Source organism: Streptomyces sp. NPDC006733 (assembly GCF_040636125.1).
Taxonomy (GTDB): domain Bacteria; phylum Actinomycetota; class Actinomycetes; order Streptomycetales; family Streptomycetaceae; genus Actinacidiphila.
Genome location: NZ_JBEYJD010000015.1, coordinates 39,879 through 54,852, shown reverse-complemented (window position 1 = coordinate 54,852; position 14,974 = coordinate 39,879). Strand labels below are relative to the sequence as shown.

The 14,974-nt window shown below is 70.8% G+C and carries 9 protein-coding genes; 5 read left to right on the top strand and 4 right to left on the bottom strand.

Features of this window, described 5'->3' with window-relative positions; all coding sequences use genetic code 11:
• Positions 1–3: 3 nt before the first annotated feature.
• The 4 genes from cydD to hisC all read right to left on the bottom strand — a co-directional run bounded on the left by cydD (position 4) and on the right by hisC (position 7,397).
• Entirely contained in the window at positions 4–3,474 is a 3,471-nt protein-coding gene (gene cydD / locus ABZ721_RS15495) for a thiol reductant ABC exporter subunit CydD (RefSeq protein WP_358789131.1), read from the bottom strand.
• A 128-nt stretch (positions 3,475–3,602) separates the two neighbouring features.
• Positions 3,603–4,604, bottom strand: coding sequence for a cytochrome d ubiquinol oxidase subunit II (gene cydB / locus ABZ721_RS15490; RefSeq protein ID WP_358789130.1), 1,002 nt, complete (start codon positions 4,602–4,604; stop codon positions 3,603–3,605).
• A gap of 16 nt (positions 4,605–4,620) precedes the next feature.
• Positions 4,621–6,129 carry a cytochrome ubiquinol oxidase subunit I gene (locus tag ABZ721_RS15485; protein WP_358789129.1) on the bottom strand — a complete coding sequence of 503 codons (1,509 nt, stop codon included), beginning with the start codon at positions 6,127–6,129 and terminating at the stop codon, positions 4,621–4,623.
• Between the two features lie 194 nt (positions 6,130–6,323).
• Complete coding sequence (gene hisC, locus ABZ721_RS15480; protein ID WP_358789128.1) at positions 6,324–7,397, bottom strand: histidinol-phosphate transaminase; 1,074 nt, start codon at positions 7,395–7,397, stop codon at positions 6,324–6,326.
• A gap of 293 nt (positions 7,398–7,690) precedes the next feature.
• On the opposite strand from hisC, the gene ABZ721_RS15475 reads away from it, so the two are divergent.
• From ABZ721_RS15475 to ABZ721_RS15455, 5 genes are all read left to right on the top strand, one after another.
• Positions 7,691–8,791 carry a LacI family DNA-binding transcriptional regulator gene (locus ABZ721_RS15475; RefSeq protein ID WP_358789127.1) on the top strand — a complete coding sequence of 367 codons (1,101 nt, stop codon included), beginning with the start codon at positions 7,691–7,693 and terminating at the stop codon, positions 8,789–8,791.
• A gap of 846 nt (positions 8,792–9,637) precedes the next feature.
• A complete protein-coding gene (locus ABZ721_RS15470) occupies positions 9,638–10,594 on the top strand; it encodes a metallophosphoesterase (protein WP_358789222.1) in 957 nt (318 codons plus the stop codon).
• Between the two features lie 148 nt (positions 10,595–10,742).
• Complete coding sequence (locus ABZ721_RS15465; protein WP_358789126.1) at positions 10,743–11,642, top strand: hypothetical protein; 900 nt, start codon at positions 10,743–10,745, stop codon at positions 11,640–11,642.
• 711 nt (positions 11,643–12,353) lie between these two features.
• Positions 12,354–13,310, top strand: coding sequence for a hypothetical protein (locus tag ABZ721_RS15460; RefSeq protein ID WP_358789125.1), 957 nt, complete (start codon positions 12,354–12,356; stop codon positions 13,308–13,310).
• A gap of 158 nt (positions 13,311–13,468) precedes the next feature.
• Positions 13,469–14,923: an amino acid permease gene (locus tag ABZ721_RS15455; protein ID WP_358789124.1), complete on the top strand. Its 1,455-nt coding sequence runs from the start codon at positions 13,469–13,471 to the stop codon at positions 14,921–14,923.
• Positions 14,924–14,974: the final 51 nt, after the last annotated feature.

The following is a 14,974-nucleotide window of genomic DNA, read 5'->3' as shown; positions in this document are numbered from 1 at the left end:
CGATCAGACGGCGGCCAGGTCCGCGGCGCGCTCGCGTTCGAGGGTGCGGCGGAACGGTCCTTCGAGCGCGGCCAGCTCCTCGTACGTACCGCGCTGCGCGACGCGCCCCCGGTCGAGGACGACGATCTCGTCCACGGCGTCCCCCGCCAGGCCCGCCAGCCGGTGCGTGATCAGCACGGTCGTCCGGCCCCGGGTGGCGTCGAGCAGATCCGCGGTCAGCGCGTCGGCGGTCGCCAGGTCCAGGTGCTCGGCGGGCTCGTCGAGCACCAGGACGGGGAAGTCGGCGAGCAGCGCGCGGGCCAGCGCGAGGCGCTGCCGCTGCCCGCCCGAGAGCCGGGCGCCGTGCTCGCCCACCAGCGTGTCCAGGTCCAGGTCCACGTCCAGCCGGGCGGCGGCGAGTGCCGCGCGCAGCGCGTCGTCATCTGCGGCCGGGCGCGCCAGCCGCAGGTTCTCGCGGACCGAGCTGTCGAAAACGTGCGCGTCCTGCGCGCACAGGCCGACGAGCCGGCGCACCTCGTCGCCGTCCAGCGCGGCCCCCTCGGTGCCGGCGAGCGTGTACGAGCCGCTCTCCGCGTCGAGGAAGCGCAGCAGCACCTGCGCCAGCGTCGTCTTGCCCGCGCCCGACGGGCCGACCACGGCGATCCGGCGGCCCCGGGTCAGTTCGAGGTCGAACCCGGCCAGCGCCGGTCGGTCCCCTCCCGGGTAGCGGGCCGTCAGGTCGCGGACGACCAGCGGGAACGGCAGCACCGGCGGCTGCGCGGGCCGCTGCGGCTCGCGGACCGGCTCCGGCGCGTCCAGCACCTCGTGAACCCGCAGCGCCGCCGCCCGGCTGCGCTGCCGGTACTGCGCCGCGAGCGGCATCCCCGCGACCGCTTCGAACGCGGCGAGCGGGGTGAGCACCACGACCGCGAGGGCGACCGGGTCGAGCCGGCCGTCCCGCACCGCCTGGACCCCGGCGTACGCGCAGGCCACCACCGTCAGACCGCACACCAGTGCGGTCAGCCCCGCCCCCAGCGCGCTCGCCGCGGCGGACCGGGCGGCGATCCGGGTGAGGCCGCGGTCGGCGCGCGCGGCGCGCTCCCGCCGGCCCGGCAGCGCGCCCGCGACGGTCAGCTCGGCGGTGCCGGTCAGCAGGTCCACCACATGTGTCGACAACGCGCCCCTGGCCGGCGCGAGCCGCCCTTCGGTCCGCCGCGACAGCACGGCGGCCAGCGCGGGCACGCCCGCGCCCGCGACCAGCAGGCCGACCGCCAGCAGCACGCCCGCCTCGGGGAGCAGCCAGCCGGTGAAGGCCGCCGACGCGCCGCAGACCACCACGGCGGTCCCGGCGGGCAGCAGCCAGCGCAGGAAGTAGTCCTGCAGCCCGTCGACATCCGCGACCAGCCGGGAGAGCAGATCGCCGCGCCGGGTGGCCCGCAGGCCGGCGGGCGCGAGCCGTTCGAGCCGCCGGTAGACGGCCACCCGCAGGTCCGCGAGCGAGCGGAAGACCGCGTCGTGCGACACCAGCCGCTCCGCGTAGCGGAACACCGCCCGCCCGATGCCGAACGCGCGCGTCGCCGTGACCGCGACCATCAGGTAGAGCACCGGCGGCTGCTGCGAGGCCCGGCTGATCAGCCAGCCGGACGTGGCCATCAGGCCCACCGCGGAGCCGAGCGCCAGCGCCCCCAGCAGCAGCGCCAGGGCGAAGCGCCCCCGCAGCGGCCCCGCCATCCGGCGCACCCGCCGCAGCGGGCGTCCTCCGCCGGCGGCGCTCGGCGCGTCCTGCGGAGGCGGGACGTCCGACGCGGCCTGCGCGCCCTGCGGCGGCCGGCGCACCTCGGCGGCGGGCACGGCGGTGCCCGCGTCGGCCGGGGCGGGCCGCAGCCGGATCGTGCGGTCGGCGACCGCGAGCAGGGCCGGGCGGTGGACGACGAGCAGGACGGTGCGGCCCGCCGCCAGCCGGCGGACGGCGTCCACCACGGCGGCCTCGGTGTCCCCGTCCAGGTTGGCGGTCGGCTCGTCGAGCAGCAGCAGCGGACGGTCGGCCAGGAAGGCGCGGGCGAGGGCCAGCCGCTGCCGCTGGCCCGCGGAGATGCCGGAGCCGCCCTCGCCGAGGGGAGTCTCCAGCGCGGCGAAGTCGAGGGCGCCGGCGTCGCGCAGGGCGGCCAGCACCTCCTCGTCGGTGGCGTCCGGCCGGGCCAGGCGGACGTTCTCGGCGACGGTCCCGGCGAAGAGGTGCGGACGCTGCGGGACCCAGGCGATCTGCCGGTGCCAGCTCGCGGGATCGAGCGCGGCCAGGTCGGTGCCGTCGACCAGGACCCGGCCGCCGGACGGCCGGGCGAAGCCGAGCAGCGCCGCCAGCAGCGTGGTCTTGCCGACACCGCTGGGGCCGACGACGGCGACCGTCTCGCCGGGGGAGACGGTGAGGGAGACCTCCGGCAGCGAGGGCCGCTCCCGGCCGTCGTGGTGCACCGTCAGCCGGCCCACGGTGATGGTCGCGTGCCGCAGGTCGGGGGCGGGCAGCGTCCCGGCGGCGGCCGGCTCCGTCTCCAGGACGGCGAAGACCTCGTCCGCGGCCGCCAGCCCCTCGGCCGCCGCGTGGTACTGCGCGCCCACCTGCCGCAGCGGCAGGTACGCCTCGGGCGCCAGCACCAGGACGACGAGCCCCGTGTAGAGGTCCAGGTCCCCGTGGACCAGCCGCATGCCGACACCGACGGCGACCAGGGCCACGGAGATCGTCGCGAGCAGTTCCAGGGCGAAGGACGACAGGAACGCCAGGCGCAGCGTCCGCATGGTCGCGCGCCGGTACTCGTCGGTGATGGCGCGGATGGAGTCGGCCTGCGCCTTGGCGCGGCCGAACACCTTCAGGGTGGGCAGGCCGCCGACCACGTCCAGGAAGTGCCCGGACAGGCCCGCGAGCAGCCGCCACTGGCGGTTCATCCGGTCCTGGGTGGCCCAGCCGATCAGCGCCATGAAGAGCGGGATGAGGGGGAGGGTCAGCGCGATGGTGAGCGCCGAGACCCAGTCCGAGGTGACGATCCGGGCGAGCACCACGACCGGTACGACGACGGCCAGCCCGAGCTGCGGCACGTAGCGGGCGAAGTAGTCGTCGAGCGCGTCGACCCCGCGGGTGGCGAGCGTGGTGAGTTCACCGGTGCGCTGGGTGGAGAGCCAGGACGGGCCCAGGGCGGTGGCCCGCTCCAGCAGCCGTCCGCGCAGCTCGGACTTGACGGCCGCGCTGGCGCGGTGCGCGCACAGCTCGGTCAGCCAGGCGACGACTCCCCGGCCGGCCGCGACGGCGGCGAGCAGCAGCAGCGGTGTGCGCAGCCCGCCGGCGTCGAGGCCGTGCTGGAAACCGCCGACGACGATCTCGGCGATGAGCATCGCCTGAGCGACGACCAGCCCCGCCCCGGCCAGACCGAGGGCCACGGACGCCACGAGGAAGACACGGCTGGCGCGTGCGTACCGGAGCAGACGTGGATCGACTGGTTTCACGTGGAACATTCCCTTCGGCGCGGGCCGGGCGCATCGGGTGCCGGGCGCATCAGGTGGCGAGAGGCTCAGGTGGCCGGGGGCTCAGGTGGCTGGGGGCTCGGGCGACGGGGACTCGGGCGACGGGGGACTCAGTGGGTTTCCGCGATGTGCTGGGTGCCGATCCGCTTGCGGAACACCCAGTACGTCCACCCCTGGTAGATCAGCACCACCGGCGTCGCGACCGCCGCGCACCACGTCATGATCTTCAACGTGTAGGGCGTGGCGGAGGCGTTGGTGACGGTGAGGTTCCAGGCGTCGTTCAGCGAGGACGGCATGACGTTCGGGAAGAGCGCCAGGAAGAGCATCGCCACCGACGCCGCGATGGTGACGCCGGAGAAGACGAACGACCAGCCCTCCCGTCCGATCCGGATCATCCAGACCGCGGCGACCAGCGCCACCACGGCGACGATCAGCGCGCCGAGCGTCGTGGCGTCGCCGCTGTCCTGCTGGGTCCAGCCCAGGAAGAGCACCGCGAGGACCGCGGCCGCGATGCCCAGCCGGAAGGCAAGCCTGCGGGCCCGCGTCCGGATGTCGCCGACCGTCTTGAGCGCGGCGAACACCGCGCCGTGGAAGGTGAAGAGCGTGAGGGTGACGAGCCCGCCGAGGATCGAGTAGACGTTCAGCAGGTCCCCGAAGGTGCCGACGTACTCCTTGTTCACGTCGATCTTCACCCCGCGCACCATGTTGGCGAACGCGACGCCCCACAGCACGGACGGCAGCAGCGAGGCCCAGAAGATCACCTGCTCCCAGCTGGTCTGCCAGCGGTCGTCCGAGCGCTTGGAGCGGTACTCGAAGGCGACGACGCGGACGATCAGGCAGAGCAGGATGATCAGCAACGGCAGGTAGAAGCCGGAGAAGAGCGTGGCGTACCACTCGGGGAAGGCCGCGAACGTCGCGCCGCCCGCCGTGAGCAGCCACACCTCGTTCCCGTCCCAGACCGGTCCGATGGTGTTGATCAGCACGCGGCGCTCGGGGCGGTCGCGGGCCAGCAGCTTGGTCAGGATCCCGATCCCGAAGTCGAAGCCCTCCAGGAAGAAGTAGCCGGTCCACAGGACGGCGATGAGTACGAACCAGACGTCGTGCAGGTGCATGGCGCGCTCCTTCCTCTCAGTACGAGAAGGCCATGGGCCGGTCGGCGTCGGTGGGATCGCCGCCGATCTTCGTGGGCGGGTTGAGGTCGGACTCGGTCAGCTCCGGCGGTCCCGCCTTGGCGTACTTCAGCAGCAGCTTGACCTCGACGACGGCGAGCACCGCGTAGAGCAGGGTGAAGGCGATCAGCGACGCGAACACCTCGCCGGTCGAGACGTTGGGGGAGACCGCGTCGGAGGTGCGGAGCAGCCCGTAGACGGCCCAGGGCTGGCGGCCGGTCTCGGTGAAGATCCAGCCCCACGAGTTGGCCAGCAGCGGGAAGACCATCGTCCAGACCGCGATCCGCCAATACCAGGCGCTGAACCGGTCGCCGAACGGCCTGTCCCTGGTGAGCATCAGCTTCGGCGCCTCGTCCTCGCCGGTGCGGTGCTCCTCGGCGACCCACAGCCTGCGCCGGGTGAGCCACAGCCCCGCCAGGCCGACGGTGAAGGACGTCATCCCGAAGCCGATCATCCAGCGGAAGCCCCAGTAGGCGGTGGGGATGTTCGGCCGGTAGTCGCCGGGGCCGTACTTCTGCTGCTCGGCCTTGTTGACGTCGTTGATGCCGGGCACGTACGAGGAGAAGTTGCCGTCGGCCAGGAAGGAGAGGATCCCGGGCACCTCGACGGCGACCCGGTTGTGGCCCTTGTCGACGTCGCCGACGGCGAAGATCGAGAACGGGGCCGGCCCCTCGCCGTCCCACAGCGCCTCGGCAGCGGCCATCTTCATCGGCTGCTGCTTGAACATGACCTTGCCCAGCGAGTCCCCGCTGATCGCGGTGAGCAGCCCCGCGACGACGGCGACGGTCAGGCCGAGCCGCAGCGAGGTGCGCATCACGGCGATGTGCTTCCTGCGCGCCAGGTGGTAGGCGGAGATACCGATCATGAATGCGGCGCCGGTGAGGAAGGCCGCGGTGATCGTGTGGAAGACCACGACCAGGGTGGTCTCCTGGGTGATGACCGCCCAGAAGTCGGTGAGCTCGGCCCGCCCGGTCACCTTGTTGTAGGTGTAGCCGACGGGGTGCTGCATCCAGGAGTTCGCGGCCAGGATGAAGTACGACGACAGGATCGTGCCGATCGAGACGATCCAGATGCAGGCCAGGTGGATGCGCTGCGGCAGCTTGTCCCAGCCGAAGATCCACAGCCCGATGAACGTCGACTCGAAGAAGAACGCGATCAGCGCTTCGAAGGCGAGCGGCGCCCCGAAGATGTCCCCGACGAACCGGGAGTAGTCCGACCAGTTCATCCCGAACTGGAACTCCTGCACGATGCCGGTGGCCACGCCCATGGCGATGTTGATCAGGAAGAGCTTGCCCCAGAACTTGGTGGCCCTGAGGTACTTCTCGTTCCGGGTCCGGACCCACGCGGTCTGCAGGACGGCGGTCAGCGCGGAGAGGCTGATCGTCAGCGGGACGAAGAGGAAGTGGTAGACGGTGGTGATGCCGAACTGCCATCGCGCGACGTCGACGGTCTCCAGCGAGAGCTGCACCTCACGACTCCTTACCTGTACCTGTCCAAACCTGGGCTTCTCGCCCATACACGTTCGCTTGTGAAAGTGAACGCATTCACAAGCTAAGTATCGCGCACACCAGTTCGCCCCCTCCCACCGGGGGGTGGAAGGGGGCGAAGAGGCCCATGGCAGAGGACCGGCGGGCGGCACGGCGCCCCCGGTCCGTACCCCGGCTACAGCTCCTTGCGGAACTCATCGGCGGTGTTGAGCAGCAGGTCATTGGCCTCGGGCTCGCCGATGGTGATCCGCACGCCCTCGCCCGCGAACGGGCGGACCGTCACGCCGACCCGCTCGCACGCCGCGGCGAAGTCCGAGGTGCGCTCCCCCAGCCGCAGCCAGACGAAGTTCGCCTGCGTCTCCGCGAGGTTCCAGCCCTGCGCGGCGAGCGCCCCGACGACCCGGTCCCGCTCGGTGACCAGGCCGGCCACCCGCTCCAGCAGGGCCTCCTCGGAGCGCAGCGAGGCGACCGCCGCGTCCTGGGCGAGCTGGCTCACCCCGAACGGCATCGCGGTCTTGCGCAGCGCCGCGGCGACGGGCTCGTGCGCGATGGCGAAGCCCACCCGCAGGCCGGCCAGGCCGTACGCCTTGGAGAAGGTGCGGAGCACCGCCACGTTCGGGCGGTCGCGGTAGATCTCGACGCCGTCCGGCACCTCGGCGTCCCGGATGAACTCGCGGTACGCCTCGTCCAGGACGACGAGCACGTCGGACGGCACCCGGTCGAGGAAGCGCTCCAGCTCCGCGCGCCGGATGGCGGTGCCCGTGGGGTTGTTGGGGTTGCAGAGGAAGATCAGCCGGGTCCGGTCGGTGATGGCGGCGGCCATCGCGTCCAGGTCGTGCTCCTCACCGTCGGTGAGCGGCACCTCCACCGGCGTCGCACCGCTGATCCGCGTGATGATCGGGTACGCCTCGAAGGAGCGCCAGGCGTAGATGACCTCGTCGCCCGGGCCCGCGGTCGCCTGCAGCAGCTGCTGCGCGACGCCGACCGAGCCCGTGCCGGTCGCGATGTGCGTCACCGGCACGCCGAAGCGGTGCGCCAGCTCGGCGGTCAGCCCGGTGCACGCCGCGTCCGGGTAGCGGTTGAAGGAACCCGCGGCGGCGGTGGCCGCCTCCAGCACGCCGGGCAGCGGCGGGAAGGGGTTCTCGTTGGAGGACAGCTTGTAGGTCGGAGCACCCTCGTCCGCAGCCGGGGGTCGCCCGGGCTTGTAAGTGGGGATGCCGTCCAGTTCCGCGCGCAGCTTCGGGGTCATGACCACACCATACGAGGGGGCGTGAGGGCGTGGGAAAGTGCCGTGCGCCACATCGCACGCGGGTGGCGCGCGCGGTGGTGCGCATCCCTCGTAGGAGTGAGTTGATACCTCCGAGGGATACGAACCAATGGACGGAAGATCGTCCTCATGAGGCCGAGGGCGAACCCCGGAAAGCGCTTGTGAGCTGCACTTTCCTTCTCACAATGCCGTTTCGATCTTGCAGAAACGTATTGTCAGAATGCTCTTTCGGGACCTCAGCGGACGGACCAACCCCGCCCTACTATCGGGTCGCCATGACAGCAGCAGGGAACCACCAGGCGAGCCGGCCCATCGGACGCCGGCTCGAGCGGGCAGGCATCAGAGATGTCGCCGCTGCCGCCGGTGTCTCGATCACGACTGTCTCCGACGCACTCAATGGCAAGGGCCGACTGCCCGACGCCACCCGCCGCCATGTCCGGGAGGTCGCCGAACGGCTGGGTTACCGCCCTTCGGCGGCCGCCCGCACACTGCGCACCGGCCGATCGGGCCTCATCGGCCTGACGGTCACCACGTACGGCGAGGAACCCTTCACGTTCACCGAGTTCGCGTACTTCGCCGAAATGGCGAGAGCCGCGACCTCGGCCGCCCTCGCCCGGGGCTACGCCCTGGTCATTCTGCCCGCCTCCTCACGCCATGACGTGTGGAGCAACGTCGCGCTCGACGGCACCGTGGTCATCGATCCCTCCGACCACGACCCCGTCGTCATCGAACTCGTCCGCCAGGGCGTGCCGGTGGTCAGCGACGGCCGGCCCGCCGGCAGCCTCCCCGTCCACGCCTGGGTCGACAACGATCACGAGGAGGCCGTCCTCGGCATCCTCGACCACCTCGCCGACGCCGGAGCCCGCCGGATCGGGCTGCTCACCGGCACCAGCACCGACACCTACACCCGGCTCTCCACCACCGCGTACCTGCAATGGTGCGAGCGGGTGGGCCAGGAGCCGGTCTACGAGTCCTACCCCGCCCACGATCCGTGCGCGGGCGCCATCGCCGCCGACCGGCTGCTCGCCCGCCCGGACCGGCCCGACGCCGTCTACGGCCTGTTCGACCCCAACGGCACCGACCTGCTGGCCGCCGCCCGCCGGTACGGGCTGCGGGTGCCGGACGATCTGCTGCTGGTCTGCTGCAGCGAGAGCAGCGTCTACGCGAGCACGGAACCGCCGATCACCACGCTGTCCCTCAAACCGGGGAAGATCGGCACCGCTGTGGTCCAGCTGCTCATCGACGCGATCGAGGGCGTGGGGTCCGCCCAACCCGTCCAGCAGATCATGCAGACGGACCTCATCGTCCGCACCTCCTCCCAACGCCGCACGCACCGCACCACGGTCAGCCCGCCGCGCGGTCCGTCCGGGAGCTGAGGCGTCGCGGAGGTCCGCGCGGGGATCCGGAACCGGAACCCCGCGCGGACGTCCGTGCCCGGCTCCGTGCCTGGCTCGCTGCCCGGTTCCGTGCCCGGCTCCGTCCGAAAACCGTGCCGAAAGCTGTGCGGACGTCGGCACGGAGCCGGTCCGGGAGTCGGCACGGAGCGGGCCCAGGAGTAGGCACAGTTGCCCGAGCGGAACCCGAATCGGCTGCCGGACCGCCCCAGGACGCCGATTTAGGGGGTGTTTGTCGGTACCAGCCGAAAACCCGGCACCCAGGTATGTCACACCACGACAGCGTCATTCCTATGATGGGCGGATGGCGGCACGATGGTGGAGGGGTCGATGACACAGGGGGCAGGTCACGGGCCCGTGCTCAAGGCGACGGTGAGCTGGCGTCCGGCAGGTGAGGACGCGGGTCCTGAGGCCGGACCGGAAGGCGACCGGGAGACCGGTCGAGCGACCGCGCCCGGCGACGGTTCGTACGGTCCCGCGGACGGGACGTACGGTTCCGCCGACGCGTTCGGCGCCCCTGCCGGGTTCGGTGCGGACACCACGTTCGGCACCGGTCCGGCTTTCGACGCCGGACCGGCTCTCGATCCCGGACCGACTGTCGATCCCGGACCGGCCTTTGCCGCCGACCCGGCGTTCGCCGCCGATCCCGCGTTCGCCGCCGAACCGGCCTTCGCCAGCGATCCGGCATTCGCCACTGATCCCGTGTTCGGCTCCGGCCCGGCGTTCGCCGCGGGTGGGGGCTTCGGCGCCGACGCGCCCTTCGCGGCCGACGCGGCCTTCGGTCACGAGGCGGCCTTCGGTCAGGACGCCCCGGTCGCCGCGCCGCCGGTGCCGACCCAGGCGCCCGCCGCGCCCCCCGCCGGGTACCAGGCGACGCAGCTCGACACCCGGCTGGTGCCGGACGACTACACCCCCACCGCCCACGACCTCCCGGTCATAACTCCCGTCGACGCGGACCGGCCAGGGCCGCTCTACGTCGTCGGGGACGTCCACGGGTACATCGACGAGCTGCGGACGGCGCTGCACGCCCAGGGCCTCATCGACGCCGAAGGCCACTGGTCGGCGGGGACCGCCCGGCTGTGGTTCCTCGGTGACTTCACCGACCGCGGCCCGGACGGCATCGGCGTCATCGAGCTCGTCATGCAGCTCTCCGCCGAGGCGGCCGCCGCGGGCGGCTACGCCAAGGCCATCATGGGCAACCACGAGCTGCTGCTGCTCGGCGCCCACCGCTTCGGCGACACCCCCGTCAACTCCACTGGCGGCACGGCCTCGTTCCTCGCCGCCTGGCGGCTCAACGGCGGCCAGCCCTCCGACATGGACCGGCTGGAGGACCGCCACCTGACGTGGATGTCCCGGCTGGACGCGGCCCATCTGACCGACGGTCACCTGCTGCTGCACTCCGACACGACCGCGTACCTCGACTACGGCACCACCATCGACGCGATGAACGACGCCATCACCGGCATCCTCCAGCGCGGCGACGCCGACGAATGCTGGGACCTGTTCCGCAAGCTCACCAAGCGCTTCGCCTTCCGCGGCGACAACGGCGCCCAGGCCGCCCGCGAACTGCTCGACACCTACGGCGGCCGGCAGGTCGTCCACGGTCACAGCCCCATTCCGTACCTGCTCGGCGAGGTCGGCGGCGAATACACCGCGGACGGGGAGGAACGCACCCCGGTCGTCAATGGCCCCATGGCCTACGCGGAGAACTTGGCTCTGGCAATGGACGGTGGCGTAACCATGGACGGCCGGCTACTGGTCGCCGAACTCCCGCCGCTTTCCTGACGACCAGATTTCCGGGAAGCACTCTGTCACCCCCTGACCTCCGCGCTCTACCATCGCTGTATCCGTAAGGCACGCTCTCCTCCGCTTCACCGGCCGACCGGCTCCACGGAGCGGGGAGGCACCGGAGACGGAGCATCGGGGGATGCACATGAACAGCGCTCCACACCTGCTCAACGAAGACCGCCCGGACTTCGAACGAGTCCTCGACGACGCACTGCACACCGCGGACACCGGGCACGAAGAGCACCACGGGCACGGTGGGCATGACGGCATGCTCAACACCGAGCAGCTCCGCACCATGGCGTTGAGCGCCGCGGAGGCCATCTCGGCATGCGCCGCCCCGGAGTACCAGCAGTACCTGAAGGTCCGCGAGCGGATTCGCGAGGCCCTGGAGGAGTCCGCCATCCTCCAGCGGACGGACCCGGTGTCCGCCGCCGACAACCGGGCGTTCAGCTACGCCGCCATGGGCGTGGCCGACTCCGCCGGTTCCGGCGCCGGGCTGTTCGCCGTGGTCGCCGTGCTGACGCCCATCCTGGCGGGCACCGCCGCACTCATCTTCCTGCTGATCGGCTACGTCCTGCACGCGATGACGCCGGAACCCGCCATCGCGGCACCACTGCGCACCGCCGGCTGGCTCTTCGCGGGCGTCACCGGCTGCGGCATCCTGGTCGGGATGGTCGGTCTGCTCCTCACCGCCCTGCGCGACAGCGCGGGCGCCATCCATGACGACGACTCCGACTCCCTGCCGCCGGAGGTGGCCGCCGCCCGCGAGGCGTGGCGGCGCGCGCTGCGCGAGCGCGGCGTCCTGCCCTTCCTCGCCGACGCCAGGACGAACGCCGCCCTGGCCCCGCACCCGGACTTCGAGCCTCCGCGCACCAACGGCACCCAGCCCTCACGGATGCCCCGACTCGGCTATTCGCGACCGGACTTCAGCAGCCCCGGCCCCGAGGAATCCCCGGCGCCCCGGCACCGATTCTCCAGCCCGGACTTCTCCAGCCCCGACTTCTCGAGCCCCGACTTCACGGGTCCTGACGAGCCCTCGCGATAGCGCACGGGGTCGCGCGGGTGGGCGGAATGTTGAAGTCCAGCCACATTGGCGCGTTTTGGGGGCATCCGCTCCCTCCTGGAGCACGACGTCGGCTACGCCGCGCGTCGGACGCGGTAGGTCGTAGCCCGGGTCACCCCGGTGTCGAGGGCGCGGAGCCGCCGCCCGGGACGTCGTCCACGACTACGCGCACAGCGGAAGGATTCTGAAGTCACCGCGAGAAAGCGCGACTTCGACTCCGACTAGTTGAAATGTAAACGCAAGGCGGCACCCGCCACCCAATGTCCAACCCGTGGACACCCTCACGTTCGCGCCCGTTCCGCATGGGCGCGCTCCCAGCGGTGTGCCCCCGAAGAACGCAGGTCAGCGGCGTGCCATCGCCAGGGCCGCGTCGGTCGGAAGTGCTCGGTGTCGACATTCCCATCGGGCGTGAATATGCCAGAGGCACATGTTGCATCCTATTCTCCGACAGCTCGGACGTCCGGCGTGCCGCTACGCCGAGCACCCCCTACTCCTTTGCGGGAGGGGGCAATTGGCACGGAAGCAGTTACTCCGGACGACTGGTTTCTATACGAGTTGATGATGAGTAGGGTGTGACCCGCTACGGATGGATCTACGGAAGGTACGTGGCTGATTCCATAGGGTCAGGCTGAATTCAGATGACCGGAATGTGCGGGTGCGAGTGGTGTCGTCTGCGGGATCTGGAGGGGGATAGTGACTGCTGGCTCGTTCGAGGGGCAGTACGTGTGGCATCCGGCGGCCGATGATCGTCAGTTGGCGCGAGCGTGCATGGATGTGAAGGCCGGGCGGTACCTCAGCGCAAGCGAGATCCTGAAGGAGACCCGAGGGGATTTCGAAGTGCGGGCCCACCGGTCCCTCGTACTCGCCTCCGAGGCAGCAGACTCCGACCTCGCGGAACGCTGGCTGGCCGAGGAACCGAACGCCGAGTCCGCGCTGCTGTGGGCGCGGGTCGCGATGCTGCGCGCGTTACGGATGGCCGACGCCGGCGATCTGCGGGAGGGCGCGCTGCTGCGCATAGCGCAGGGCGCGTGCGAGCGGGCCTCGGAACTGCTCCCCACCGACCCGACCCCCTGGGTGACCCAACTGGCGCTGACCCGGCTCCAGCGGCCCCGCGACCCCGCCCCGCGCGGGCTGCTGACGGAACCGACCGGCCCCTGGTACCTGTTCGCCCACATCCTGCGGCTGGACCCCTGGCACCGCGAGGCGCACCACCGGTTCCTGGCCTTCTTCTTCACCCGCAACGGCGGTTCGGCGAGCGCACGGTGGGACGTCGCCTCGTTCCTCAGCCACCGCGCCCCGACCTCCTCGCCCCTGCGGCTGCTGCCGCTCGTGGCGCTCGTCGAGGACTACGACGCCAACGCACTGCTGGCGGACCGCACGTGGGAGCAGCCGCAGTGGAAGGCGACCACGATGGGGATCTACACCCACTGGTTCCCCGAGACGGCCAAGTACCGCTTCACCCCGGTCCTCGACCTGGGGTACCTGGCGCACGCCCTGGTCATGGGCAAACTCGAATTCGAGGCGAGGGAAGTCCTCACGGCATCGGGACCGTACGCGTCCCGCATGCCCTGGAGTGCGTTCGGCGCACCCGAGGAACAGCTGACCAGGGCCAGAAAACTTTGTGGACTACCGGTACCGAGTGCCGCCTGAACCATTTCCGTTCCACCCCGCACGACGAAGTCCCCCTCCGTCACCTACCCCTCAGAAAGGCTGTCGTTGTGACCGAGCACAGATCTCTTTCACACACGAAACCTCTTCGTCCACCAGCGCCCGCCGCCCCCCTCGACGACGACGCGACGCTGCATGCCATGGGTTACCCGCGGAAGCTCACCAGACGGTTCCGCGCTTTCGACAACTTCGCAATCTCCTTCACGATCATCAACATCATCGCCGGAATCTTCTCCTCCTTCGGATTCGGCATGGCGGCCGGCGGGCCGCGCATTCTCATATTCGGCTGGATAGGCGTGTCCATCATGGTGCTGTTCGTCGGCGCCTCGATGGGTGAGATCGCCTCCGCCTATCCGACCAGTGGCGCGCTGTACTTCTCCGCGGGCAAGCTCGCCAAGCGGCACCGCGGCGCCTGGTCCTGGTACACCGGCTGGCTGAACTTCGTCGGCCAGGTCGGCGGTACCGCCGCCACCGGCTACGCGGCCGCCACGTTCATCCAGGCCTTCATCGCGATGCAGTGGAACGACTACGAAGTGACGGCGCAGCGCACCGTGGGCATCACGGCGTTGATCCTGCTGCTGCAGGCGCTGGCCAACACCTACACCGTGCAGCTGATCGCGGTGCTGAACCGTATATCCGTGTGGTGGCTCTTCATCGGCATGGTCGTGATCGTCGTCTGCCTGACCGTCATACCCGACCACCACCAGTCGGCCTCCTTCATCACGCATTTCGAGAACAACACCGGTTTCTCCAACGGGATTTACGGCGCCATGCTCGGCCTGCTCGTCACCAGCTGGACCTTCACCGGCTTCGACGGCAGTTTCCACATGTCGGAAGAGACCGTGCAGGCGACGGTCAACGCGCCCAAGGGCATCATGCGGTCGATCGCCTACTCGGCGGGTATCGGCCTCATTCTCATGCTCGCCCTGGTCTACGCCATCCGCGATTACGCCGCGGAAGCCAGTTCCGCCGCGCCGCCGGTGCAGATTCTCATCGACGCGCTCGGCATGGGCACCGCCAAACTGCTGCTGCTGATCGTGATCGGCGCCATGCTGTTCTGCGGCCTGGCCAACATGACGAGCAATACCCGGCAGATCTTCGCGTTCTCGCGTGACGGCGCGATGCCCGGCTCGCGGTGGTGGCACTCGGTCTCCCCGCGCACCCGTACGCCCGTCAAGGCGGTATGGCTCGCGGCGGCGTGCTCCATCGTGCTGGTCCTGCCCGGCTGGTGGTCGCACACGGCCTTCACGGCCATCGTCAGCGTCAACGTGGTGGGCCTGTTCCTCGCCTACGCCGTGCCCATCTTCCTGCGGCTGCGCCTGGGCGACGAGTTCGTGCCCGGCCCGTGGAACCTCGGCCGCTACGGCAAGGTCGTCGGCATCGTCGCGGTGACCTGGATCTCCCTGAGCAGCGTGCTGTTCATGCTGCCGCAGACGTCCCCGATCAACTCGACGACGTTCAACTACGCACCGATCGCGCTGGGTGTCGTGCTGATCATCGCAACCGTCTGGTGGTTCGCCACCGCGCGCAAGCGTTTCCAGGGACCGGTCAGCTACGGCCGTCCCGACGAAGTGGCCGCGATGGACCTGATCTGACCTGGCGGTACCCGATCACCGAACACCTGCCCTTCCCGTACAGAGGCCCCG

Excerpts from the sequence above, each read along its gene's own strand:
- hisC (WP_358789128.1), bottom strand. The coding sequence starts at position 7,397 with ATGACCCCGAAGCTGCGCGCGGAACTGGACGGCATCCCCACTTACAAG.
- ABZ721_RS15455 (WP_358789124.1), top strand. The coding sequence starts at position 13,469 with ATGGGTTACCCGCGGAAGCTCACCAGACGGTTCCGCGCTTTCGACAAC.
- ABZ721_RS15465 (WP_358789126.1), top strand. The coding sequence starts at position 10,743 with ATGAACAGCGCTCCACACCTGCTCAACGAAGACCGCCCGGACTTCGAA.
- cydB (WP_358789130.1), bottom strand. The coding sequence starts at position 4,604 with ATGCACCTGCACGACGTCTGGTTCGTACTCATCGCCGTCCTGTGGACC.
- ABZ721_RS15475 (WP_358789127.1), top strand. The coding sequence starts at position 7,691 with ATGACAGCAGCAGGGAACCACCAGGCGAGCCGGCCCATCGGACGCCGG.